Origin of the sequence: Ureibacillus endophyticus (assembly GCF_003628435.1) — a bacterium.
Lineage (GTDB): Bacteria > Bacillota > Bacilli > Bacillales_A > Planococcaceae > Ureibacillus > Ureibacillus endophyticus.
Genome location: NZ_RBZN01000001.1, coordinates 58,452 through 83,139 on the forward strand (window position 1 = coordinate 58,452; position 24,688 = coordinate 83,139).

Annotated in this window: 19 protein-coding genes and 1 other annotated feature; of the genes, 12 read left to right on the forward strand and 7 right to left on the reverse strand. The window is 35.0% G+C overall.

The window, feature by feature from the left end; all coding sequences use genetic code 11:
- Positions 1-9 precede the first annotated feature (9 nt).
- From D8M03_RS00255 to D8M03_RS00265, 3 genes are read right to left on the reverse strand one after another with little or no spacing between them, the layout of a single operon-like run.
- Entirely contained in the window at positions 10-1,167 is a 1,158-nt protein-coding gene (locus D8M03_RS00255; protein ID WP_121212672.1) for an acetoin utilization protein AcuC, read from the reverse strand.
- Positions 1,164-1,811 carry an acetoin utilization AcuB family protein gene (locus D8M03_RS00260; protein WP_121212673.1) on the reverse strand — a complete coding sequence of 216 codons (648 nt, stop codon included), beginning with the start codon at positions 1,809-1,811 and terminating at the stop codon, positions 1,164-1,166. Before D8M03_RS00260 ends, D8M03_RS00255 begins: the two co-directional genes overlap by 4 nt.
- 29 nt (positions 1,812-1,840) lie before the next feature.
- Positions 1,841-2,473, reverse strand: coding sequence for a GNAT family N-acetyltransferase (locus tag D8M03_RS00265; protein WP_121212674.1), 633 nt, complete (start codon positions 2,471-2,473; stop codon positions 1,841-1,843).
- Positions 2,474-2,755: 282 nt separating this feature from the next.
- On the opposite strand from D8M03_RS00265, the gene acsA reads away from it, so the two are divergent.
- The 5 genes from acsA to D8M03_RS00290 all read left to right on the forward strand — a co-directional run bounded on the left by acsA (position 2,756) and on the right by D8M03_RS00290 (position 8,848).
- Positions 2,756-4,483 (forward strand): acetate--CoA ligase, encoded by a 1,728-nt coding sequence (gene acsA, locus D8M03_RS00270; protein WP_414674138.1) that lies wholly within the window; start codon positions 2,756-2,758, stop codon positions 4,481-4,483.
- A 202-nt stretch (positions 4,484-4,685) separates the two neighbouring features.
- Positions 4,686-5,720: an N-acetyl-gamma-glutamyl-phosphate reductase gene (gene argC / locus D8M03_RS00275; RefSeq protein WP_211330840.1), complete on the forward strand. Its 1,035-nt coding sequence runs from the start codon at positions 4,686-4,688 to the stop codon at positions 5,718-5,720.
- A gap of 17 nt (positions 5,721-5,737) precedes the next feature.
- On the forward strand, positions 5,738-6,964 hold the full coding sequence (argJ, locus tag D8M03_RS00280) for a bifunctional ornithine acetyltransferase/N-acetylglutamate synthase (RefSeq protein WP_121212676.1): 1,227 nt from the start codon (positions 5,738-5,740) through the stop codon (positions 6,962-6,964).
- Positions 6,927-7,706, forward strand: coding sequence for an acetylglutamate kinase (gene argB, locus D8M03_RS00285; RefSeq protein ID WP_121212677.1), 780 nt, complete (start codon positions 6,927-6,929; stop codon positions 7,704-7,706). The genes argJ and argB overlap by 38 nt, the downstream gene beginning before the upstream one ends.
- Complete coding sequence (locus D8M03_RS00290; protein WP_121212678.1) at positions 7,703-8,848, forward strand: acetylornithine transaminase; 1,146 nt, start codon at positions 7,703-7,705, stop codon at positions 8,846-8,848. The genes argB and D8M03_RS00290 overlap by 4 nt, the downstream gene beginning before the upstream one ends.
- Before the next feature lie 50 nt (positions 8,849-8,898).
- On the opposite strand, the gene D8M03_RS00295 is transcribed toward D8M03_RS00290, so the two are convergent.
- Positions 8,899-11,763, reverse strand: a complete 2,865-nt coding sequence (locus D8M03_RS00295) for a transglycosylase domain-containing protein (protein WP_121212679.1) — start codon at positions 11,761-11,763, stop codon at positions 8,899-8,901.
- A 102-nt stretch (positions 11,764-11,865) separates the two neighbouring features.
- Positions 11,866-12,066, forward strand: a binding site (T-box leader).
- Between the two features lie 102 nt (positions 12,067-12,168).
- On the opposite strand from D8M03_RS00295, the gene tyrS reads away from it, so the two are divergent.
- Positions 12,169-13,437: a tyrosine--tRNA ligase gene (tyrS, locus tag D8M03_RS00300; protein WP_121212680.1), complete on the forward strand. Its 1,269-nt coding sequence runs from the start codon at positions 12,169-12,171 to the stop codon at positions 13,435-13,437.
- A 153-nt stretch (positions 13,438-13,590) separates the two neighbouring features.
- Here tyrS and rpsD read toward each other — a convergent pair whose 3' ends face one another.
- Entirely contained in the window at positions 13,591-14,193 is a 603-nt protein-coding gene (rpsD, locus tag D8M03_RS00305) for a 30S ribosomal protein S4 (protein WP_121212681.1), read from the reverse strand.
- A 436-nt stretch (positions 14,194-14,629) separates the two neighbouring features.
- Here rpsD and D8M03_RS00310 point away from each other — a divergent pair, with 436 nt between their 5' ends.
- Positions 14,630-16,501, forward strand: coding sequence for a sensor domain-containing diguanylate cyclase (locus D8M03_RS00310; protein ID WP_121212682.1), 1,872 nt, complete (start codon positions 14,630-14,632; stop codon positions 16,499-16,501).
- Positions 16,502-16,744: 243 nt separating this feature from the next.
- Here D8M03_RS00310 and D8M03_RS00315 read toward each other — a convergent pair whose 3' ends face one another.
- Complete coding sequence (locus D8M03_RS00315; RefSeq protein WP_121212683.1) at positions 16,745-17,224, reverse strand: GAF domain-containing protein; 480 nt, start codon at positions 17,222-17,224, stop codon at positions 16,745-16,747.
- Between the two features lie 18 nt (positions 17,225-17,242).
- Entirely contained in the window at positions 17,243-18,034 is a 792-nt protein-coding gene (hisJ, locus tag D8M03_RS00320) for a histidinol-phosphatase HisJ (protein WP_121212684.1), read from the reverse strand.
- 133 nt (positions 18,035-18,167) lie between these two features.
- Here hisJ and ezrA point away from each other — a divergent pair, with 133 nt between their 5' ends.
- The 5 genes from ezrA (at position 18,168) to mbcS (ending at position 24,661) form a co-directional block, all read left to right on the forward strand.
- Entirely contained in the window at positions 18,168-19,871 is a 1,704-nt protein-coding gene (gene ezrA, locus D8M03_RS00325) for a septation ring formation regulator EzrA (protein WP_121212685.1), read from the forward strand.
- A gap of 324 nt (positions 19,872-20,195) precedes the next feature.
- Complete coding sequence (locus D8M03_RS00330; RefSeq protein ID WP_121212686.1) at positions 20,196-21,335, forward strand: cysteine desulfurase family protein; 1,140 nt, start codon at positions 20,196-20,198, stop codon at positions 21,333-21,335.
- 3 nt (positions 21,336-21,338) lie between these two features.
- Entirely contained in the window at positions 21,339-22,547 is a 1,209-nt protein-coding gene (thiI, locus tag D8M03_RS00335) for a tRNA uracil 4-sulfurtransferase ThiI (RefSeq protein WP_121212687.1), read from the forward strand.
- Between the two features lie 93 nt (positions 22,548-22,640).
- Positions 22,641-22,850, forward strand: a complete 210-nt coding sequence (locus D8M03_RS00340; RefSeq protein ID WP_121212688.1) for an alpha/beta-type small acid-soluble spore protein — start codon at positions 22,641-22,643, stop codon at positions 22,848-22,850.
- Positions 22,851-23,074: 224 nt separating this feature from the next.
- The gene (mbcS, locus tag D8M03_RS00345) at positions 23,075-24,661 is read left to right on the forward strand and encodes an acyl-CoA synthetase MbcS (RefSeq protein WP_121212689.1); all 1,587 of its coding nucleotides are present in this window, start codon (positions 23,075-23,077) and stop codon (positions 24,659-24,661) included.
- The last annotated feature ends 27 nt before the right edge of the window (positions 24,662-24,688 follow it).

Here is a 24,688-nt window from a genome sequence, read left to right on the forward strand (position 1 = left end):
CCATTTTTATTATTTTCTTTCATTTCGAATGATATGTAATGCTTTCGTTAGCATTTGTTCATTTTTTTCTTCGATTTCGGCCTTTCTTGGAATTGGCTCATACAAAGGGTTTGGATCTTCCCAAGTAGGGATTAACGGTACTGGTGATTCTTGTTGCCATTTATCAAGCCAACTTACAGGGAGATTTCCATTAGGGGAAGGTAGGTCATTCATTTCAGTCCATATAAAGGACCAAGCACGAGGAACTACTCTCCAAATATCATAACCACCACCACCCACTGCGATCCATCTACCATCACAATATTCGTGGGCAAGCTGGTGGGCAAGTTTAGGAATTTCTCGATAGATATTCATCGTTCCATATAAATGTGTTAACGGGTCAAAATAGTGAGCGTCTGCGCCATTTTGTGTAAATACTACATCAGGCTTGAAAAATTCAAACACTTCCCGCATTGCACTTTCATATACTTTCAAGAAGCTTTCGTCCTCAGTAAAGGCATCTAATGGAAAATTAAAAGATGTTCCATAACCTTGTCCATTCCCACGTTCAGTAACATTCCCTGTTCCCGGGAATAGGTAACGGCCAGTTTCGTGAATAGAAAGCGTGCATACATCAGGGTCATCATAAAAAGTCCACTGTACACCATCACCATGATGAGCGTCAGTGTCTACATATAAAACACGAGCGTTATATTTTTTTTGTATATATTTGATGGCTACACTACTATCGTTGTATATACAAAAGCCTGAAGCTCTACCATGGAAACCATGATGTAACCCTCCACCTAAGTTAAGGGCATGTCTACTTTTTCCTTGCATCACGTAATCAACCGCTTGTAAAGTTCCACCTACTAGTAAACTACTTGCTTCATGCATATTAGGGAAAATAGGAGTATCTTCAGTCCCTATACCGTAATTTTCGCATTCTTGTGCTGTTAATAATCCATGACCAGCTTTTTTGACTATATCCATATATTTTTCATCGTGGGCAAGGGCAATTTCTTCATCAGTAGCTACTCTTGCCGGAACGATAGCATTATCTGATAGTGCATCGATATTTTTTAATAAATCCATCGTTAATAGTAAACGTTTGTGATTAAAAGGATGAGAATCTGAAAATTTATAGCCGAGTTGTTCTGGTGAATAAATAAAAACTGCATTTTTCATTGTTGTACACCCGGAACATTTGGCCAAAGTACATCAAAACCTTGTTCTCGCAATTCACTAATGATATTAAGAGGATTTAAAATTTGTGCTCGGACTGATAAAATTCGGCAATTCTCATTTTTAGAATCTGAGAAGACAAGTACACTCAGCACATTGGCTTTATGTTTTTTAAATATTTGAGTGATGTCTGATAACGTACCAGGTTTATCGGAAACGCGAATGTCAATTTTAGATGAAGGTTTATGTGCACCGGTTAATTCGATATATGTGTAAAGTAAATCTGTTGTTGTAACAATTCCAACCAGTTCTCCTCCTGATACAATTGGTAAACAACTGATTTTCGTTTCATAGAAGGTAACGGCAACTTCTTCAACAAAATCTAAAGGATGCCCGATGATAGGGTTTTTAATCATAATTTCTGCAATAGGTGTTTGGTATATTGTCGAATTTGGTTCTTCTTTTAAACAAGATGGAAGGGCATTTTTTACATCATGCTCTGTAATTATTCCAACGACCTTGCCTTGTTCATTAACAATTGGTAAATGACGTATTTTCTTCTCACGCATGAGTCGTACGGCATCGTTTACTGTATTAGTTGGTAATAATGAATAAACTTCTCTATTCATAATTTCTTCAACGATCATATCTATTTCCCCCCTTAAAACTAATTAATTTAGTACATGAAACGATATCTAAAGCGTAACCGATCGAACCGTTCAATTGTATCATTATTTACATGTTTACCGATACGAGCCATAAGACAGTTTGCGGGATGGGAGGTAATTTCAGGGTCGTCTGTTGCATAATACTCAAAACCAACAACTTGCATCATGCGCTCCATCATTTTTCGGTAGTCCCAAACATTTAAACCTGTTCCTTTTAAATCCCAATGCCAGTAATATTCTGTTGTAATGACTAAATAATTTTCCATCTCTTCGTCCATAAAAGATACTTCTAAAAGCTTTTTACCTACACCACTACCACGGTATGCAGGAATGACCTCAATTGCACCCAGTTCAATCATATTTTCAATTCGATCTTCTGCCCAGCGTTCAAGAGGATCTGGGTACAAATATGTAACATAGCCTACGATAGTTTGTTGATTGCGGATAATGATAATACGACCTTCATCTAATTTTGCGATCTCTATCAAAGCTTTTTTCTGCTGCTCAGGTGGTCTAAATGCTACTAAATCTTCGTGAAATTCATATTTTTCTAGCTGCTCAGGTGGGACTGGACCCTCCACTTTTACTAACCCTTGCCTCGTATCCATCTCTATACTATTAAAATTTTTAATATGTTTCATTCCCATTCGCTCCAAATGAATTTTATATAGATAGATTATATTATATTTTATGTAAAAAAAAGCTACTTTTCGCAAAGATTCCTTTAATTTTTGAAAAATTAAAAATATTTTGCTTAAAATGTTGCTAGTATTGTAAAATACAATTATGTTTAATTATTAACTGTTGTATAATAGTTAATAGTTAATGTCTCGGGAATCTTCGTAGTTAGTGCTATTTTTATACAACAGATTACATCTATACGAATAAGCCGAGTCGTATCTGATTTGAAAGGGGTAATTTTTATGGGGATGAAAATTACAGAGAGATTAGCAGTTGTTAATGGGGATCATCATTTAAAAAATTATGATGAAACAGCTGCGACATTTGATTGGAAAGAAACAGAAAAAGCATTTAGTTGGTATACAACGGGGAAGCTAAATGCTGCGTATGAAGCGATTGACCGTCATGCGGAATCACATCGCCGGGACCAAGTAGCTCTTTATTTTAATGATGGCACTCGAAAAGAATCTTACACATTTGGTCAAATGAAAGATTTATCAAATAAGGCAGCTAATGTGTTCAAACAGTACTCAACATTAGAAAAAGGCGATCGTCTCTTTATTTTTATGCCACGATCACCAGAACTTTATTTTTCACTATTAGGTGCTATTAAGATGGGAGTAATTGTAGGTCCATTGTTTGAAGCATTTATGGAAGGTGCAGTGTATGATCGACTTTCTGATAGTGAAGCAAAAGTAATTGTTACAACACCTAGCTTGTTAAGTCGAGTTCCAGTTGAAAAATTACCTAAATTAGAAAAAGTATTTTTAGTAGGAGAAGAGATTGATGAAAATAATCATATCATTGATTTCAATAAAAAATTATCAGAAGCTTCTACTGAATTTGAAATAGAGTGGGTAGACCGTGAAGATGGAATGCTCTTACACTATACATCAGGTTCAACTGGTGCGCCAAAAGGAGTGTTGCATGTTCATAATGCAATGATCCAACAATACCAAACAGCTCAGTGGGTACTTGACTTACAAGAAAATGATATCTATTGGTGTACAGCTGACCCTGGTTGGGTAACGGGCACTGCATATGGAATATTTGGACCATGGTTAAATGGTGTAACAAATCTTATTATTGGTGGGCGCTTTAGTCCTCAAGCTTGGTATGGGGCAATTCAAGAATATGGTGTTACAGTTTGGTACAGTGCACCTACTGCATTCCGTATGTTAATGGGAGCAGGAAATAGTATTTTAGAACAATACGATTTATCTTCTCTACGCCATGTACTTTCAGTTGGGGAACCACTAAATCCAGAAGTAATCCGTTGGGGAATGGATGAACTTGGCCATCGTATTCATGATACTTGGTGGATGACAGAAACTGGTGGTCATATGATTTGTAACTATCCAACTATGGAAATTAAACCAGGCTCAATGGGGAAACCAGTTCCAGGTGTTTATGCAACAATCGTAGACGATGAAGGAAATGAAGTACCACCGTTTACAATGGGGAACTTAGCAATTCGAAAAGGTTGGCCTTCAATGATGCGCCAAATATGGGGGAACCCTGCTCGCTACGAGTCTTATTTCTTAAAAGGTGAATGGTATGTATCAGGAGACTCAGCATATATGGACGATGATGGTTACTTCTGGTTCCAAGGTCGAGTAGATGATGTAATTATGACTGCTGGAGAGCGAGTAGGTCCGTTTGAAGTTGAGAGTAAACTACTTGAGCATCCAGATGTAATTGAAGCAGGAGTAATTGGAAAACCAGATCCAGTACGTGGTGAAATTATTAAAGCCTTTATTGCATTGCGAGAAGGTGTTGAACCGTCTGATGAATTAGCAGAAGATATTCGTAACTTTGTTAAAACAGGCTTAGCTGCACATGCTGCTCCACGTGAAATTGAGTTTAAAGAAAAACTTCCAAAAACACGTAGCGGAAAAATTATGCGTCGAGTATTAAAAGCTTGGGAATTAAACTTACCAACTGGTGACTTATCTACTATGGAAGATTAATAAATTACTTTTTATATAGAAATAAATAACTATATAAAATAAATATTTATTCACCTGTCATAAAAGGGCATTTATTTGCATATGTAAATAAGTGTCCTTTTTTATATATATTCTTTCATAAATTTGGAATATATAAAAATACAGTTGACTAAATAAATATACAGACTTATACTATCTTTATCTAAATTTAGGGGTGAGTGGATTGAAGGTTGGAATTATAGGAGCAACTGGGTATGGCGGATTAGAACTAATCCGTTTTTTGCATAATCATCCAGAAGTCGAAAAGATTGAATTGTTTACATCTTCGGAGGAAGGAGCTATTTTCTCATCGAAGTATGGTCATTTATTAACAATTCATGATCAAGCTTTAAAGAAAATAGAAGCGGAGACATTATCGAAATTTGATGTGGTGTTCACTAGTACTCCTTCAGGGGTAACAAGTACATTACTCCCGCCACTTGTAGGTGTAGGACCAAAATTAATCGATTTATCGGGCGATTATCGTTTAAAAGATTTAAATGAATATGAAAAATGGTATAAAAAGACACCAGCTCCTCAGGAAATTGTAAATTTAAGTGTTTATGGTTTAACTGAATGGAATGCTGGGAATATTAAGTCAGCGGAACTAATCGCTAATCCAGGTTGTTATCCTACAGCTGTCCTACTTTCGATTTTACCTTTAATAAAAGAACGGTTAATCGATCCACAGCATCTAATCATCGATGCTAAAAGTGGAGTTTCTGGAGCAGGGAATAAACCTTCTCAATTAACACACTATAGTGAAATGAATGAAAACTTTGCTATCTATAAAGTAAATGAACATCAACATATTCCTGAAATTGAACAAGCAATTGAGATGTTTGCAGATGCTAAAACTAGCATTAGCTTTAATACTCATTTAATTCCCATGACTCGTGGAATTTTAGCCACAACATATGCACCAGTTTTACCAGGTGTTACGAATCAACAACTGACTGATTGTTTACTAGAAACATATAAAAATCATCCGTTTGTTCGTGTTGTTACTGATGTAGCTTCTTTAGGTACAAACCGAGTAAAAGGCTCAAATTACTGTGATATATTCGTAAAACTAGATGAGCGTACAAATCGAGCAACGATTGTCGGTGTTATTGATAATTTAGTAAAAGGTGCAGCAGGACAAGCGATTCAAAACATGAACGTACAATTCGATTTACCAGAAAAAACAGGACTAGACGTAATACCGTTATTCATTTAAGGGGGAGACCATACTTTATGACAAACTTAATATATGAAGTTAGAAAACTTTCAAGTAAAAACATCGTATCACCAAAAGGATTTTCTGCTTCTGGAATCCATTGTGGTATTAAACATAAAAAGAAAGATTTAGCGATTTTAAAAAGTGAAGTACCTGCGAGTGTTGCAGGTGTATTTACGACAAATGCAGTACAAGCTGCTCCGTTAAAAGTTTCAAAAGAAGTAGTGTACAACACAAAGAAAATGCAAGCGATTATTGTTAACTCAGGAAATGCCAATGCATGTACTGGTAAACAAGGTATTGCAGATGCATATGAAATGCAAAAATTAGCTGCAGATAAATTAGGTATTGATCCTTCTTTAGTTGGTGTTGCGTCAACAGGTGTAATTGGGGAAATTTTAAATATGGAACCAATTCGTAGTGGTGTTGGAATGTTAAATTTAGGAAATAACCTAGAAGATGGTATTGATTTTGCACAAGCCATTTTAACAACTGACACAGTTATGAAAAATACGACTTACAGCACAATTGTTGATGGAAAAGAGGTTATCATCTCAGGTACAGCAAAAGGCTCTGGTATGATTGAACCTAATATGGCAACAATGCTTGGTTTTATTACAACAGATGCAAATATTGAATCCGATGAATTACAAAAAGCATTATCTGAAATTACTGATTTAACTTTTAATTCAATTACTGTTGATGGTGATACATCTACTAACGATACGGTTCTTGTAATGGCAAATGGTCTTGCTGGAAACGATCCATTAACACCAGCACATCCTGATTGGGCTAACTTCTACAGTACATTAAAGGCAGTTGCTGAAGACTTAGCAAAAGCAATTGCAAGAGATGGTGAAGGTGCAACGAAATTAATTGAAGTAGAAGTTGAAGGTGCAATTTCTGACGAAGAGGCTCGTAAAATTGCAAAAACTGTAGTAGGTTCTCCTTTAGTAAAAACAGCTGTTTTCGGTTGTGATGCTAACTGGGGTCGTATTATTGCGGCGGTAGGTTATAGTGGTGCAACAGTGGATCCTGAAAAAATTACGATTAAAATCGGAAATGCTTTAATGGTTGAAAATGGAGAACCAGTTAAGTTTTCTGAAGAAGAACTGATTAAAATCTTAAAAGCAAATGAAGTGAAAATAAATGTTTCATTAGGCCAAGGTGAAGGAAAAGGATTAGCATGGGGGTGTGATTTAACTTATGACTACGTTCAAATCAACGCATCATACCGCTCGTAAGAAAATTGTTATTAAACTTGGTGGTAGCACATTAGAAGGCTTAAATGAGGCCTTCTTTTCCAATTTCAAAAAATTACAACAACAAGGTTATGATATTGTAATTACCCATGGTGGTGGCCCTGCAATTAATCGTGAATTAGAAAAGCAAAATGTCACTTCCACAGCTATTAACGGGATTCGTGTAACAAGCGAAGATGCTATTGGAATTGTGCAATCAACACTAGTAGGAAAAGTGAATCCTGGCTTAGTTCATGAATTAAACAAAGCTAGTATAAATGCTATTGGATTAAATGGTTTTGATGGAAATTTACTAGAAAGTGAATTTTTAAACAAAGAAACATATGGCTTTGTTGGGAAAATTAAAAAAGTAAATACGGATTTACTAAATCAATTAATTGAACAAAATATAGTTCCAGTTATTTCTTGTATTGGTGCTACAGTAGATGGACAAGCATTAAATATTAATGGAGATACTGTTGCTAGCGAAGTTGCGTTAGCAATTGGTGCTGAAAGTTTACTTCTTGTAACGGATGTTGCTGGGATTCGTATTGAAGGGGAATATCAACAAGAGGCAACAGAAGAGTTAATTAATCAATGGATTAACGAGGGTCATATTTATGGTGGAATGATTCCAAAAGTTCAAGGTGCCCTTCAAGTATTGAATGCAGGAATCCCTTCAGTACAAATCGTAAATGATAGTTTAACAGGAACTACAATTTTATCAAAGGAGCTAGTCAAATGAGTGCGCTTTTTAATAACTACGCAAGAAGACCAATCAGTATTGTAGAAGGAAATGGAACAGTAGTAAAAGATAGCAGTGGTAAAAGCTATTTAGATTTCACTAGTGGTATTGCTGTATGTTGTTTAGGACATAGTCATCCAGCACTAGTTAACACAATTAAAGAACAAAGTGAAAAAATTTGGCATACTAGTAACCTTTTTGAAAGTCCAGGTCAAGAAGCTTTAGCTGCTAGTTTGGTAAAAGATAATCACTTATCATACGCTTTATTCTGTAACAGTGGTGCAGAAGCAAATGAAGCTGCTATTAAATTAGCCCGTAAACATACTGGTAAAAGTCATATAATTACTTTTAAAAATTCATTCCACGGCCGTACATTTGGTGCCATGAGTGCTACTGGTCAAGAAAAAATTCATAAAGGATTTGGACCATTAGTTGATAAATTTACTTATTTACCATTTAACGATGTGGAAGCATTAAATAATGCAGTGGATGATTCAGTTGGAGCAATCATGCTTGAAATCATTCAAGGTGAAGGTGGAGTAAATTCAGTCACTGAAGAATTTGCAGATGCTATTAATAAAATTTGCCAAGAGCGTAACGTTTTATTAATCGTGGATGAAGTACAAACAGGTATTGGCCGTACGGGTACGCGATTTGCCTTTGAACAAACTTCACTTAAACCAAATATTGTTTCAATGGCAAAAGGACTAGGTGGGGGATTCCCAATCGCAGGTATTTTAGCTACTAGTGAGTTATATGATACTTTTGGTCCAGGTTCACATGGAACAACATTTGGTGGAAATCCACTCGGTGTAGCTGTAGCTCAAACAGTAATTGATATCGTGTTCCAACAATCTTTCTTAGATGAAGTTGTTGAAAAATCAACATACTTCGTTGAAAAGTTAGAAAATACTTTACCAAGTGATCAATTCACAATCCGTGGAAAAGGTCTAATGCTTGGAATAGATTGCGGTAAAGATGTTGCACCATTTGTTGCAAAAGCAGAAGAAAAAGGATTATTACTTGTTGCAGCTGGTCCACAGGTTCTACGTTTATTACCACCTCTAACAGTTTCAAAAGAGGAAATCGATCAAGCTGTAGCAATATTAGAAGAAGTTTTACTTTCAACAGTATTAGCATAAATAAAAAACGCGAGAATGTTGTTATCCAACATCCTTGCGTTTTTTGTATTTTATTGAACTGTTTGTTCGGGGTTAGTTGGTAGTTGTTCATTTGAACCACCGTTTTCATCTTCTGGTGGAACACCGTCAATCGGTACTTCAGGTATTGTTGGTATTTCTACATTAGAAGCGATAGGATTAGAATTTGCAGACTCTAAACCAGTAATATCAACAGCTACTACTGTAAATGTACCATTGTTTGGAACTGTAACACTACGACCTTCTCCATCACGTACTGTACTAATTAATGTACGTCCATTTGTTACATCATATACGCGATATCCTACGACATCATTGGATCCAGATCTTGTCCAAGTAAGTGTGTTCCCTTGTAAAGTTGCAGTGACTGCTTGAGGCGCACTACTGTCTGCGTTGAAAGTAGCAGTTGACACCACTTTACCGGATGGTAGTAATTTTGATGGGTCTCCACCTAATCGACCTAGCATTCTTTTAGCAAAATCAGGGTTAATGCCAAAACCACCACCAGAAACAACAAATTCTCTTGGTGTAGAGCTTAATGGTTGATAAGCTTTGCCGTTTACTATCACACTTTCTCCAGATGCTGAAATTAGGCTATCATCAGTTTGAGAAGGGACAAATACGTTTCGATTAAATAAATCGCTACGAACATACCCAGCATTTGAACAAGCGGTTGATGGAGCCATTCCAGAAATTCCACAGAATGAAGCATATACAACATTTTCAGGTTGTTTAAATCTTTCTTTTGTACCAACAAGTTCTGGTTCTGCATCATATATTGAATTCATCAAATTTGCCCAAAGCATGTTGACACGTGTACTTGGTTGATAGTAAGTATTGTTAAATTGGTAAAGTGTTTTTGGTTGATCATAACCCATCCAAACTCCTAATGTAATGTTTGGATTATAGCCAACTAGCCAAACATCTTTATATTCTTGCGTAGTACCAGTCTTTGCTGCAAAGTCTGATGAGAACTTTAACATACTCTTAGCGCGGGCTCCAGTACCGTAATCTAATACATCTCTAAGCATATCAGTTATCATATAAGATGTTTCTTTTGAGAAGACTTGTACAGGTTCTGGTTTGTGTTCATAAATTACATTACCATCTAAATCAACTATTTTTTCGATCATATATGCATCGATAAATTGACCATCGTTTGCAAATGTTGAAAAGGCATTTGTATTTTCTTCCACCGTTGTCCCATTTGTAAGTCCACCAATAGCAGTTGCTAGATTGACATAATCTCCTTCAGATAAGCTAGAGAATCCCATTTTTTCTAAAAATGTAGCTGGTTGACGATCTAATATTGAGTCATATAAACGTAATGCTGTTAAGTTTTGTGAATGAGCCAATGCTTCTCGAGCCGGCATTAACCCTCTTTCTTCATTTTCAATATAGTTTGAAGGACTATAACCATCGTAACTGCGTGTAAATTTCACATCGACCACAGGACTACCTGCTCCGATTACACCATATTCAATCGCGGGACCATAAGCTAATAATGGTTTCATTGTAGAACCATTAGGTCGATTTGCTTGTGTAGCATGGTTAAGTTGTGAGATTTCAAAATCTCGTCCACCAACAAAGCTTAAGATTTTTCCTGTTTTATTTTCAATGACAATACTTCCTACTTGAACAGGCATTTCAACTGTTTTTTCTTCTTTTGTCTCAGGATCAGTTATTGTCGTTGTAAATGTATGTCCATAATATTGGAAATTGTTAGCTGCTTTTTGCATTGCATCGTACATATCTTTATCAATAGTAGAATAAATGCGATATCCACCTGAACGTACGTTGCGATCGGCTAAAATTAAATATTTATCTTTTAAATTTTCTTCTTCAATTAGGCGTTTCGGATCAATTCCGTCCTTTTCAGCTAAAATATTTGCAATAATTTCTTTTGCACGATTTTCTAGCTCATAAGTAAGCCATGGATAATTATCTGTAGCTTGTGCTTCTGGTTCGCGGAAATCTTTTGTAATGTCATAATTTATGGCTTCTTCGTATTCCGCTTTTGTTATGTAACCTACTTCCAACATTCTGCTTAGTACGATTTTCATTCGGTCAATTCCTGGTTGTAACCCTTCTGGATCCTTTAAGACACCTTTATTTGTAAATGGTGTATGAGCAAAAGGAGCTTGAGGAATACCTGCAATATACGCAGCTTGAGGTAAAGATAAGTCAGCTGCTGAAATACCGAAAATACCTTGTGCAGCAGTTTCTACGCCGGCAATATTTTTACCAGACGCATTTCGACCATAAGGAATAATATTTAAGTAAGCTTCTAATATTTCATCCTTCGTCATAAATTTTTCTAGTCGGAAAGCAAGTAATATTTCTCTGGCTTTTCGTTCATACGAAACTTCATTCGTTAATATTTGGTTTTTAATTAATTGCTGTGTTAATGTCGAGCCACCTGTTTGTGTGGATGAATTTGTAAAATCTTGTAATAGTCCGCGTAATACCGCTTTTGGAACAATGCCATTATGTTCTAAGAAATATTCATCCTCAGTTGCTAAAACTGCATTTATTAAAAGTGGTGATACAGCATCTAATGTTGTTTCACGACGTTCTAAATCAGTTCGAAGTTTCCCAATATAAATTTCATCGGCAAAGTAAATTTCACTTGTTTCTTCATAACTGTATATTTGTTCCCTCATTTCTTCGCCAGCGTAGAGAGGGTCATCCTTTACAAGTGATGCAAAGTAACCTGCACCGATAGCCCCAACAAAAACAATGCCTATTAATAAACTAATTACAAAAATGAGTGTTAAATTCCATAATACACTCCCAGTAATTCGTATAAATTTATAACGTTGAGATGTTTCTATTGTTTCAATTTTTTCGTTGAATTGTTCGATACGTTGTTTGAACTGTTGTAACCACTCTTTCATAAATCCACCTCCCTAAATCTTGTTTATTATAGCATAATTCGATATTATTCGAACATAAATATTGACATTGAGAGAAGAACAGGTAAAATATTCATTATAGTTTTTCAAGTGTTGAAGAGTTTGAAGTAGTGTTTTCATTCACTGTATAGAGAGCTAGCGGCTGGTGGAAGCTAGACAAAGTGGGAACATGAATTACGTTCTTGGAGCTTGAACGTCCGCGTCACGATAGACGATCTCGAGTGGGAAAGTTGTTACTTTCCAAGCTGGGTGGTACCGCGTTAACTTATATTTAACGTCCCTGCATGCAATAAAAATTGCGTGTAGGGGCTTTTTTTAGTGCAACAGAGTCTATGTATAAACTATTGATTTGTAAACCAAAGATAATGAAAGTAGGAGGAAAACATCATGACAAACCAATTAATTGAAGATTTACAATGGCGTGGATTGTTATACCAACAAACAGACGCTGAAGGTATGGAAAAATTATTAAATGAGGAAAGTGTCTCACTTTATGTTGGTGTTGACCCAACTGCTGATTCAATGCATATTGGACACATTGTTCCTTTATTAACATTACGTCGATTCCAACAAGCGGGGCACCGTCCAGTACTTTTAGTTGGTGGTGCAACTGGAATGATTGGAGATCCTTCTGGAAGATCTTCAGAACGTAATTTATTAACAGCTGAACAAATTGAAAAGAATGTTGCTGGCTTAAAAGCACAAATGGAACGTATTTTTGATTTTGGCGAAGGTGAAAATGGTGCAATCTTAGTTAATAACTATGATTGGGTTGGAGGCATGAGCGTAATCGATTTTTTACGTGATTACGGAAAGCTGGTAAATGTAAACTACTTACTTGCTAAAGATACAATTGCTTCTCGACTTGAAACAGGTATCTCCTTTACAGAATTTACTTATACAATTTTACAAGGTCTGGATTTTAGCCATCTATATGACAATCATAATGTTCGTATCCAAGTTGGAGGATCTGACCAATGGGGGAACATAACAACGGGTCTGGAAATCATTCGTAAAACTCATGACGAAGAAGCAAAAGCTTTTGGTATCACCATTCCTTTAGTAACGAAAGCTGATGGTACTAAATTTGGTAAAACTGCTGGTGGGGCAGTTTGGTTAGATGCTGAGAAAACATCACCTTACGAATTCTATCAATTCTGGATAAACACAGCGGATGCGGATGTTGTTAAATATTTAAAAATCTTTACTTTCCTATCTCGTGAAGAAATTGAAGCATTAGAAGTTGCAGTACAAGAAGAGCCACATTTAAGAAAAGCACAAAAAACATTAGCTGCTGAAATGACAAAACTTATTCACGGTGAAGAGGGTCTAGAGCAAGCTGAACGTATTACTGCTGCATTATTCTCTGGTGACTTAAAATCTCTTTCAGTTGATGAAATGAAAGTGGCCTTTGCAGGTGTGCCTTCTGTTGAAATTGGAAAAGAAGATAAAAACATTGTAGATTTAATTGTTGAAGCAGGAATTTCTTCATCAAAACGTCAAGCGCGTGAAGATGTAACGAATGGTGCTATCTCAATTAACGGAGAAAAAGTAACAGACCTTGATTATATAGTGGATGCAAAAGATCGTTTAGAAGATGCCTTTGCAATCATTCGTCGTGGTAAGAAAAAATACCATATGGTGAAATTTATATAATTGATATTTCAGGCTAATCCAAGTTTTCTTGGGTTGGCCTTTTTTCTTTAAATCATTCTAGGAGCAGTAATAATTTTGTGTCAAAATAAAAAAGCCTTGAAACCTTGTAAGAACAAGATTTCTAAGGCTTTTATCATTTGAAAGTAGCAAATACTAACGAGAGTAGAACTCAACGATTAATGATTCGTTAATTTCAGCAGACAATTCAGAACGCTCTGGAAGACGTACAAATGTACCTTCTTTTTTGTCAGCGTCGAATGATAAGTATTCAGGTACGAAGTTGTTTACTTCGATAGCTTCTTGAACTACAGCAAGGTTTTGAGATTTTTCACGAAGAGAAATCGTTTGACCTGGTTTTACGCTGTAAGAAGGAATGTCAACGCGTTTACCATCAACTAAGATGTGACCGTGGTTAACTAATTGACGAGCTCCACGACGAGTGCGAGCTAATCCTAAGCGGTAAACTAAGTTGTCAAGGCGAGTTTCAAGTAAAATCATGAAGTTTTCACCAAGAACCCCTCTCATTTTACCAGCTTTAACGAATAGGTTTTTGAATTGACGTTCGCTCATACCATACATATGACGAAGTTTTTGTTTTTCTTGTAATTGTAAACCGTATTCAGATAATTTTTTACGTTGGTTTGGACCGTGTTGACCTGGAGCATAAGGGCGTTTTTCTAATTCTTTACCTGTGCCGCTTAATGAAATACCAAGGCGACGAGACACTTTCCAAGATGGACCTGTATAACGAGACATAGTTTTGTCTCCTCCTTTTAATTTGGTTTTTTTGTTGTAAAACAAAAACCAGTTATACCCGAACCTGATTGCATTTTATTTTCATGTACCTTCGCCCTAGCAGCCGATTAGGGTTACGCAATACACCATCTAATTCACAATAAACTTGTCTATATTAGAGGAATAAAATACAAAGCAAGCATATATAACTGCTGCGTTCATTTTACACAAAAAACATTGTATAATATTCTGCTATATGACGTCAAGAAATAATGTTTCAAAGTAGTTGGTAAAAGAAGGAATAAAGTACTTATTGCTATTAATATTACAAAGACATTATGCTATAGTAGGACTTGTATGTATCCTACAATTTTATAGTCAATAAGACATAAAAGGTGTATACTTTATTATAAGCTAATAGTAATTGATTTCGTAAAGGAAAAGAAAAGGTGATTTCATGATTGAGCATCGGCAGACATTAATTAATATCAAGTCAGATTTGTTAAGTATATGTATCAGTGCTCTTGAAAAACAAGACAGTTATTATGAATATTCCTTACTGTTACATAAATGCTTACATCAACATTTTGATATTGATCAATGTTTTTTTCTTTTATATGAAGGGGAAACATTAAAACCTTTTAACATAAATTCAACCAATGAGATAAATGAAATTCCTTGGGAAAATTTTGAATCATGGTTTGGACAACAAAAATGGGTGGAAGTACCGGATGATTTACTAATGACAAGCGAGTTTAAACAGCTCACGCATATGATTTTGTTGAAAGTTGGACATTTCGATATACATGGGGTCTTATTAGTAAAATCAACGCCTAAATGGTCTGCCTTTACACAATCAGAATATTTCGAAGATTTTGTCGATGTTGTCTCAAAAACATTATCGATGATTAGTAAAAATGTCGTAGTTCGCCATAATGAAAAACAATATCGGAAGTTATATACAATGTCTGATTTATTTCACTCAACGATGGATATTGATTTGATTTTGGAAAATGTACTAATTACTATTCAAGAAAATTTCCCGAACTTTAATGTTGAATTAATTTTATCTAATGACCAAGATCGCCAGACAAAAATTCCTATAAAGCAATTTGACTATTTATCTGAAAGACCATCAGCTATTGAAGCATTTGTGTCTGGTAAAATCATAACTGAAGATGCAGATGATTTAAACTGTACTCTTTTGAACGCACCAATTAAAGGAAGACAAGCGATTTATGGGATACTACAAGTTAGTGCACCATACTCATATTTGTTTACATCAACGCAAAAAGAGTTTATTCGAATGCTCGCCCATGCATCTGGTAATGCGCTGGAAAATGCAAAGCTTTACCATCAATCGCATCGGCTAATTAGCGATTTACAATTAATAAATGAAACTTCACATCGTCTAAATATGAGATTAGATATAAATGAAATGTTTATGTTCTTACAAAAGCAATTAATGAAATCGTTTCAACCGATGGAGTTATGTTTTGTCTTAAAAGAGAATGATGAATATAAACTAACGGAAGCTTCAACGGACTTATTCCAAATGGATGAGGGTGCTATCTATATTAATCATGTAGGTAATCATTTTAATAAAAGCCATGATCCATTGTTTATTGCAGATTTTAGTCGCCTAATTTCAAAAGATGTTCGTTATAAATCAGTAATGGCAATTCCTATGATTGTTGAACAACGTATCAATGGTTTTAGTATTGTATTACATCGTGATTCTTATTTCTTCTCCTTTGATAGCTTTAAGTTAATGCAATCTTTAATACATCATTCATCATTAGCCATTGCGAACTCAATTTTAAGAAATCAATTGCAAGAAATGGTGGATCATGATCATTTAACAAAATTGTATGCTAGAAACTATTTAGATAAATTTGTGGAGCAATCGTTACAGAATGACGATTCCGGAATGTTTTTACTTATTGATATAGACAATTTTAAACGGATTAATGATACTTATGGACATCAAATTGGAGATACGATATTAGTTCAAATTGGTGAACTATTAATGAATATCATTGACGATCGCGGAATAAGTGCAAGATGGGGTGGAGAAGAGATGGCTGTTTATGTAACAAACATCCATGAAAATGAAGCACTCCAACTTTCTCAGCAAATTGTTGATTCAATTCCAAAAGCAACAGACCCATCTGTAACGATTTCTGCTGGATTAGTATTTTGGAATAAGAAAGCACCTGCTGAGTATCAAAAAATCTTTTTACAGGCAGATACTGCACTGTATGTTGCAAAAAATAATGGGAAAAATCAAGTTTGTCTTTATGATGACTCAATGCTGTTACAATCATAAAAAACTTACTATGATTTATGAGGTGATTCTCATCATACATAGTAAGTTTTTTTGTTTTGAAAAAATATGAATTAAGTATTATAAAAGGAGTTGTCTGAAAAGTCATTTTGAGACAACTGCTTTGCGACGAGGATAGTGGAAATTTATTTCGACTACCGCAGGAACAATAATTCATAAGAGATATTTATCAAGAAAGAAAAGAGGTGTCCAAAAAATTATTACTTTTTGGACACCTCCAGATGGTTATAAATGCTTCATTAAGGTGTTAACAAATTGCTCGAGGCCTTGACGATCTTCATCGCTGAATCGACCTTTATTTGGGCTATCAATATCTAAAACACCAATTACTTCATTATTTTTAATTAATGGTATTACAATTTCTGAATTTGTTGCAGCATCACAGGCAATATGACCGGGGAATGCATGGACATCTTCAACGACGATTGTTTCTTTTTTAGAAACAGCCGTACCACATACACCACGACCAACTGCAATTCTTACACATGCTGGCAGACCTTGGAATGGCCCTAATACAAGTTCCCCTTCTTTCATTAAATAGAAGCCAACCCAATTTATATTATTCAAAAATTGATTTAATAAAGCAGATGCATTGCTTAAATTTGCAATAGTATCCTTTTCTCCATCAAGAAGTGCATTTAACTGTTGGGATAGAGTATTATACTGTGCTGAAATAGAGCCTTCATAATTTATCTTTGAAAACATAGAGACCTCCAAATGTTGTTACTTAAAAAGTAAATGATAGTGTTGATGTAAATCTTTTACACAATGCGCATCAGAACCAAACACAATTGGTAGCTCGATTGAACGTGCATATTCAATCATTGGTAATGGTGGATAAGGTTCTTTACAAAATGTTTTACTCAAACCGGCACTGTTTACATCTAATTCATAATTTTTATCCTTCATTAATTGTAAAATTTCTTTAATGCGATCACCATCTTCAATTTGTTCACCGTGAGCTAGTTGGAATTTATGTATTAGTGTTGGATGACCTATTCTTCTTGGTTTAAATCTACCTAAATTTGCTTCAATAGATTTTATTACAGTATCATAATAAAGGTTGTACATTTCATTTATGCCACCGACTTTTTGTGCGAAATCTAAATAAACTTCTTCAGAAAAATCGATACATGTGTAAGAATCATTGAATTTTAAAAAATGGACCGATAAAATCGAGTCATCTAATGAAGGACCGACAATGTCAAGAAGTGCACGGGTTTCAGTTTCGTAACCAATTATATAATCAATTTCTAGTCCTATATTAATAGTTATATCTTTTGCATAATGTTCTTTTAATTTTTTTAAAGTTTCAATGTACGTTGTTAAATCTTTCGGCTTCATACCAGAATCCTTATCTGGTGTTGGATCTACGAAATTTGTAGGCAGTGGTGCATGTTCAGTAAATGTAATGTGTGTAAATTGATTTTCTATTGCTTTTTCAATATATAATTCAAATGCATCACTAGTGCCGTGGGGGCAAAATGGTGAGTGTATGTGACCATCTTTCTTCATAAACGGAACCTCCATATCATTATTAAAGTTTACTTTAACAAAAACCTTTATTTTTTTAAACAAAACCCAAAAAACATGGTATATTATAGTTACAAAATAGCAGGCGTAGTGATTTTGGAATAGGGGGCTTACGATGAAGTATATCATCATTGTCGTCATCGTACTATTAGCATTATTTATCGTTGGGTTATTAATCAGGCGAAAACATAATGTTGTTATACAGCGACTTGAAAAAGAAAAAATGCAAATTCAGCATTATCCAATATTTGAGGAGCTAACAAAAGTCAAAGCATTAAACATGAATGGTCAAACAGAAGAAATGTTTGAACATTGGCGAAACATGTGGACAGAAGTAATAGATGTCCATGTCATTAAAATTGATTCTATGCTTTTTGATGCTGAAGAATACATAGATCGGTTTAAATTTAAAAAAGCTTCCATTATCGAACGTGAGATAGAAGAATATATCGCAAAGTGCGAAGAAAATAAAACAAAGATATTAAATGAATTAGAAGAGTTAATTGGAAGTGAAGAAAAAAATAGAATTGAGATTGAACAATTAAAAGAACAGTATCGTTCGGCTCGTAAAACGCTTTTAGCTCATCAATATTCTTTTGGTCCAGCATTACAAGCTCTTGAAAAAAGAGTTGAGCAGTTCACACCAAAATTTGAAGAATACGATGTGCTAACAGTAGAAGGGAATTATTTACAAGCAAGAGAAATTGTCCTTCAGCTTTCGAATGAGGCTCAAGAATTGTTCAAGTTGTTAAATGAGGTTCCAAGTTTACTAACTGAAATTCAAACAAAGATACCAACTGCTATCCATGACTTAAAAAACGGGCAACGAGAAATGGAAGATCAAGCTTATTATTTAAGACATCTAGAGTTAACGGAGTATTTGGAAAGTGTTGAAGGCGAACTCGATGCTTTAAAAGAAAAACTTGCTAATCTAGAAATAGATATAGTGGGTCCACGCATCGAAGAAATCAACGATACAATTGATAACTATTATGACCTACTTGAAAAAGAAGTTATTGCGAAAAATTACGTTGATAAAAACTGTGATAAAACTTTCAGTATATTAAATGAAGTGTTAACTGTAACAAGAGAAGTAGGTAATGAAGCAATCTATGTCCAAAGTAGTTATCATTTATCTGATAAAGAAGCAGAAATCCCGAAAATCGGATTGAAGCAGCTTGAAGTCATTCAAAAGCGTTACGAATTACTTGTTACTCGTGTTCAAGAGGAGAAGTCAGCTTATTCAAGCTTACAGGAAGAGCTAATCGATATCAGTAATGAAATTGAACGAATTAAAGAAGAACAAGAACAGTTCTCAAATCGTTTGAAAAATTTACGAATTGATGAAAATAAAGCTCGAGCACAACTTGAATCATTAAAGCGTCTTTTACAAGAAACAGATCGACAGTTGAATAAAGCTAATATCCCTGGTATTCCAGAAGAAATGGATGCTCGCCTTGAAGAAGCGGAGGAACAATTATTTATTGTGATGCAAAGCCTTCAAGAGATTCCATTAAATATGCAAAAAGTTCATAGCAATTTACAACATGCAAACCATTGCATTCAAGAAGCAAATAAACATGCAAATGAAATGATTTTAAATGTAATGTTAATTGAACGTATGATTCAATATGGCAATCGTTATAGAGCGACAAATCCAAAGGTACATCAACTTTTACTAGAGGCAGAAGAAGCCTTTAAGCAATACCGGTACATAAAAGCATTAGAAGATGCAGCGGCAGCTGTTGAACTAGCTGAGCCTGGTGCAATTAAACGAATTGAAGAGCTTGTAGAAGAAGAAATGTATGCGAAAAATTAGATGGGTAGTCGTGGATTGACATAAGCGTTATAATGAAATAAAGAAATAGAGGGTGTCCAAAAAGTTAAATCTTTTTGGACACCTCTATTCTTTCTTGATAAATATCCCTTATGAATTATTGCTCCTGCGGTGGTTAACACCATCCTCGTCGCAATTTATCTGTGACGAAAGCGGAGCGTCAGTCACAAAGGGCTGTCTCAAAATGACTTTTCAGACAGCCCTTTATTATGGATATGACATTATGCAAATTTTTAAAATATTATAGTGTCTTCTATAATCCAGCCATTAGCAAATTGAAAAGCATTTAAAAGAAGGTAGGATAAAATGATATATTTAGATAATAGTGCTACAACTAAACCTTATAAAGAGGTTTTAAATACATTTATTCAGGTTAATGAATCTTTTTATGCAAACCCAGCTTCAATTCATGAGGCAGGTGTTGAGTCTAATACTTTACTCGATCGTGCAAGAGCTCAAATGGCTAAAATTTTAGGTACAGATGACCGCCAAGTCCTTTTTACAGCTGGTGGAACAGAGTCAAATAACTTTGCGATTTTCGGTATCGCAAAAGCGAATACACATAAAGGAAAACATATTATTACTACTGAAATTGAACATGCTTCTGTTTTAGAATCAATTCGTGTACTGCAAGCAGATGGGTATGAAATTGATTATTTATCAGTAGATTCAAATGGCGTTATTTCACTACAAGAACTTCAAGAAAAACTTCGTAAAGATACGGTTTTAGTAAGTATTATGCATGTTAATAATGAGATGGGAGCAATTCAACCAATCGAAGAGGCTGCGAAAATTATTCATGAAAGCAGTCGAGCAACTTTTCATGTAGATGCTGTCCAAAGTTTTGGTAAGATGCCTATTTACTTTAAAGATGATGCAGGTCCAGACATTATATCCATTTCAGGACATAAAATTCATGGATTAAAAGGTTCTGGCGTAATCGCATTCCGTAAAAAAATGAATATTGCTCCACTTCTTTTAGGTGGAGGACAAGAATATGGATTGCGTAGTGGTACGGTTGCTGTTCCACAAGCAGTTGCCCTTGCGAAAGCTGCAAGAATGGCAGTGGAAGACCTAGAACAGTCTATGAAAAAATACCGAAAATGGCATAATGAATTAATGGAATTTTTAACAAGCTTTGGTAGCGTTATTCATATACTTTCAACTCCAAATGGTGCGGCCCATATTTTGTCCTTTAGTGTGAAAGATTTAAAAGGGGAAATTTTGATTAATGCATTACAAAAAAGGGGAATTATTGTTTCAACATCTAGTGCATGTTCTTCAAAACAGAAAAAGACTAGTCATGTTGTTTTAGCATTAAAAACACCACCCAATTTTGTAAATGGTGTAATCCGACTAAGTTTTGGTGGGCTAACTACTGATGAAGATATTCAACAATTTAAAAAAGCTTTCACTGAAGTGATGAAAGAATTAAAAGGAGAATAATAAATGATTTGGAAAGAAATTTTAATCCGTTACGGTGAACTGTCTACAAAAGGACGAAATAAGAAGGATTTTATTAGTCGATTACGTACGAATATAAGAAATACTTTTAATGATATTGCCCCATTAAACATTCACTCAGAACGCGATCGTATGCACATTGAAATTGAAACGGAAGAACAATATGAAGTCTTAATGGATAGAATGCCTACGATTTTTGGTATACAATCATTCAGCCCAGTTGCTTATTGTGAGAAAGATTTGGAATCAATGAAAAACCTTTCTTTATTAATTATGGAACAATTTAAGGAGCAACAAATTACATTTAAAGTGGAAGTTCGCCGTTCCGATAAAACTTTCCCACTTGAATCCCATGAAATTCAACGAGAAATCGGTGGTCATGTATTAAGAAGTAATCCAAATATTTCGGTTCAAGTAAGAAAACCTGATGTAGAACTACGCATTGAAATACGAAAAGATGCAGTTTATATGATGGCTCAAGTAATACCGGGTGCTGGGGGCATGCCAGTAGGTTCAAACGGAAAATCATTGTTAATGTTGTCAGGTGGTATTGATAGTCCTGTAGCAGGATATTTAGTAATGAAGCGCGGTGTACGTATAGAAGCAATTCACTTCTTTAGCCCACCATATACAAGTGATCATTCATTGCAAAAAGTAAAAGACTTAGCAAATGAATTAACGAAATTTGGTGCAAATATTCGTTTACATGTTATTCCTTTTACTGAAATTCAAACATTAATTCGTGATCGTGTTCCTAGTAATACATTGATGACAACTACTCGTAGATTAATGATGCGAATTGCAGATAAAGTGCGAGAAGAAATTGGTGCTCTTGGGATTGTAACGGGGGAAAGTTTAGGACAAGTGGCTAGTCAAACGTTAGAAAGTTTAACTGCTATTAACGATGTGACGAATACACCGATTTTAAGACCATTAATTGCTTTTGACAAATTAGAGATTATACAAATTGCTGAGCAAATTGGTACTTATGAAACGTCAATTCGTCCATATGAGGATTGCTGTACAATCTTTACGCCAGCTAATCCAAAAACGAAACCAAAAGTTGATAAAATAAAATATTATGAAAGCTTCACAGAGTTTGATGAATTAATTGAACGTGCTGTAAAAAATCGTGAAGTGTATCGATTCCCTGAAAAAAATGAATCGAAAGATAAGTTTGCTGATTTATTATAGTTTTTAACTATTAACCGGAAATACTTACCTCTAAATTTTTGTGTATTAAAAATGTGATACCGCACATTCTATATGCACAAGGAGGTGAGAGACATGGCAAACAACAATAGCGGTAACCGTAATAAGCTTGTAGTACCTGGTGCAGAACAAGCTTTAGACCAAATGAAATATGAAATCGCTCAAGAGTTTGGTGTTCAACTCGGACCTGAAGCGTCTTCTCGTGCAAACGGATCAGTCGGAGGAGAAATTACTAAACGCCTTGTGCAAATGGCTGAATCACAATTACGTGGCGGCCAACAATAATTATTAAATTAAAGGGCTGGTAGCTAAATGCTACTGGCCTTTTTTCATTTGTATTATCTTATCCCAAATTTATTAGTTTTAACGGAAAATTATTATTGATTTTTAAATAATAAGAGTACGATTTTACCTAAATTCAGTCAAAATAGAGGAATATTTTGAAATTTCGATTGAGTATTATTATAATTAGTATAATGTATCATTTGATGCAAAAAAGGGGGATACAAATGAAAAGAGAAGATTTATTAGCTCCTGAAGATTACAACATTGTTGATGAAATTGAAAAGTATGCACAAAATGAAGAAAAGACAGCTTTAATCGTTCATCATGTAAACGGGGAATTAGAAAAGGTCTCTTACAAAGAATTAATAAAAAAAGCAAATAAGGTTGCTAATTTATTTGCTAATCACGGACTCGGCAAAGGTGATGTGGTTCTCATTATGGTCCCTCGCTCAGTAGAAGCATATGCTACATACATCGGAGCATTAAAAGCAGGACTAACAATCATTCCAAGCTCTGAAATGTTACGTGCAAAAGATATCGATTATCGCATTACCCACTCTCAAGCAAAAGCAATTATTGCTTTTGAAGATGAAATTAGTCAATTTGAAGATGTAAAACATTTAGATGGATTAAAACTTTTTGTATATGGTAAAGGAACAGAATCCTGGATTTCGATTGATGAAAACTTAGATGTTTTATCAGATACTTTTGAAGATATTAAAACAAAACAATCTGATATCGCATTTCTATCCTATACAAGTGGTACAACAGGAAACCCTAAAGGTGTTGTTCATTCCCATGGTTGGGGATATGCTCACTTACGTACAACTGCAGAGTATTGGCTAGGCGTTAAAGAAAATGATATCGTTTGGGCAACTGCTGCTCCAGGTTGGCAAAAATGGATTTGGAGTCCCTTCTTAGCCGTGCTAGGAAGTGGAGCAACTGCATTTGTTCACAAAGGTCAATTTGATCCAAAAGTATATTTACAACTTCTTCAAGATAATAAAATAAATGTTTTATGTTGTACTCCGACTGAATATCGCTTAATGGCGAAAGTAGATCAATTGGAACAATATGATTTATCTAGTGTAAAAAGTGCTGTTTCTGCAGGAGAACCGTTAAATAGTGAAGTAATTAATAAATTCTTAGACGTATTTTCACTACAGGTTCGTGACGGTTATGGACAAACTGAGAATACATTATTAGTTGGAACATTATTAGGTATGCAACCAAAACCAGGTTCGATGGGCAAACCTACTCCAGGAAATGTTGTAGATGTTATTAATGATCTTGGTGAACCTACAAAGCCTGGAGAAGTAGGGGATATTGCAGTTCACTCATCAACACCAGCATTATTTAAAGGTTATTTAAAAGAGCCAGAAAGAACACAAATGCAATTCCGAGGCGAATGGTTCTTAACTGGTGACCGTGCATATAAGGATGAAGATGGTTACTTCTGGTTCGAAGGTCGAGGAGATGACATTATCATTTCTTCTGGCTATACTATAGGGCCATTCGAAGTAGAGGATGCTCTAGTTAAGCATCCAGCAGTTAAAGAGTGTGCTGTTGTAGGAAGCCCTGACGAAATTCGAGGTAGTATTGTGAAAGCATTTGTTGTGTTACGTGATCCACAATTAAAAACAAATCCAGATTTAATAAAAGAACTTCAAGATCATGTAAAGAACATTACAGCACCATATAAATATCCTCGTGCAATCGAATTTATCGACGAACTTCCGAAGACATCTTCAGGAAAAATTCGTCGTATTGAATTACGTCAAAAAGAACTGAATAAACAAACAGTGAAATAGGAATGCAGATATTATTTCCTAGGGAAT

Excerpts from the sequence above, each read along its gene's own strand:
- D8M03_RS00255 (WP_121212672.1), bottom strand. The coding sequence starts at position 1,167 with ATGAAAAATGCAGTTTTTATTTATTCACCAGAACAACTCGGCTATAAA.
- D8M03_RS00260 (WP_121212673.1), bottom strand. The coding sequence starts at position 1,811 with ATGATCGTTGAAGAAATTATGAATAGAGAAGTTTATTCATTATTACCA.
- D8M03_RS00265 (WP_121212674.1), bottom strand. The coding sequence starts at position 2,473 with ATGAAACATATTAAAAATTTTAATAGTATAGAGATGGATACGAGGCAA.
- acsA (WP_414674138.1), top strand. The coding sequence starts at position 2,756 with ATGGGGATGAAAATTACAGAGAGATTAGCAGTTGTTAATGGGGATCAT.
- argJ (WP_121212676.1), top strand. The coding sequence starts at position 5,738 with ATGACAAACTTAATATATGAAGTTAGAAAACTTTCAAGTAAAAACATC.
- argB (WP_121212677.1), top strand. The coding sequence starts at position 6,927 with ATGACTACGTTCAAATCAACGCATCATACCGCTCGTAAGAAAATTGTT.
- D8M03_RS00290 (WP_121212678.1), top strand. The coding sequence starts at position 7,703 with ATGAGTGCGCTTTTTAATAACTACGCAAGAAGACCAATCAGTATTGTA.
- D8M03_RS00295 (WP_121212679.1), bottom strand. The coding sequence starts at position 11,763 with ATGAAAGAGTGGTTACAACAGTTCAAACAACGTATCGAACAATTCAAC.
- tyrS (WP_121212680.1), top strand. The coding sequence starts at position 12,169 with ATGACAAACCAATTAATTGAAGATTTACAATGGCGTGGATTGTTATAC.
- rpsD (WP_121212681.1), bottom strand. The coding sequence starts at position 14,193 with ATGTCTCGTTATACAGGTCCATCTTGGAAAGTGTCTCGTCGCCTTGGT.
- D8M03_RS00310 (WP_121212682.1), top strand. The coding sequence starts at position 14,630 with ATGATTGAGCATCGGCAGACATTAATTAATATCAAGTCAGATTTGTTA.
- D8M03_RS00315 (WP_121212683.1), bottom strand. The coding sequence starts at position 17,224 with ATGTTTTCAAAGATAAATTATGAAGGCTCTATTTCAGCACAGTATAAT.
- hisJ (WP_121212684.1), bottom strand. The coding sequence starts at position 18,034 with ATGAAGAAAGATGGTCACATACACTCACCATTTTGCCCCCACGGCACT.
- ezrA (WP_121212685.1), top strand. The coding sequence starts at position 18,168 with ATGAAGTATATCATCATTGTCGTCATCGTACTATTAGCATTATTTATC.
- D8M03_RS00330 (WP_121212686.1), top strand. The coding sequence starts at position 20,196 with ATGATATATTTAGATAATAGTGCTACAACTAAACCTTATAAAGAGGTT.
- thiI (WP_121212687.1), top strand. The coding sequence starts at position 21,339 with ATGATTTGGAAAGAAATTTTAATCCGTTACGGTGAACTGTCTACAAAA.
- D8M03_RS00340 (WP_121212688.1), top strand. The coding sequence starts at position 22,641 with ATGGCAAACAACAATAGCGGTAACCGTAATAAGCTTGTAGTACCTGGT.
- mbcS (WP_121212689.1), top strand. The coding sequence starts at position 23,075 with ATGAAAAGAGAAGATTTATTAGCTCCTGAAGATTACAACATTGTTGAT.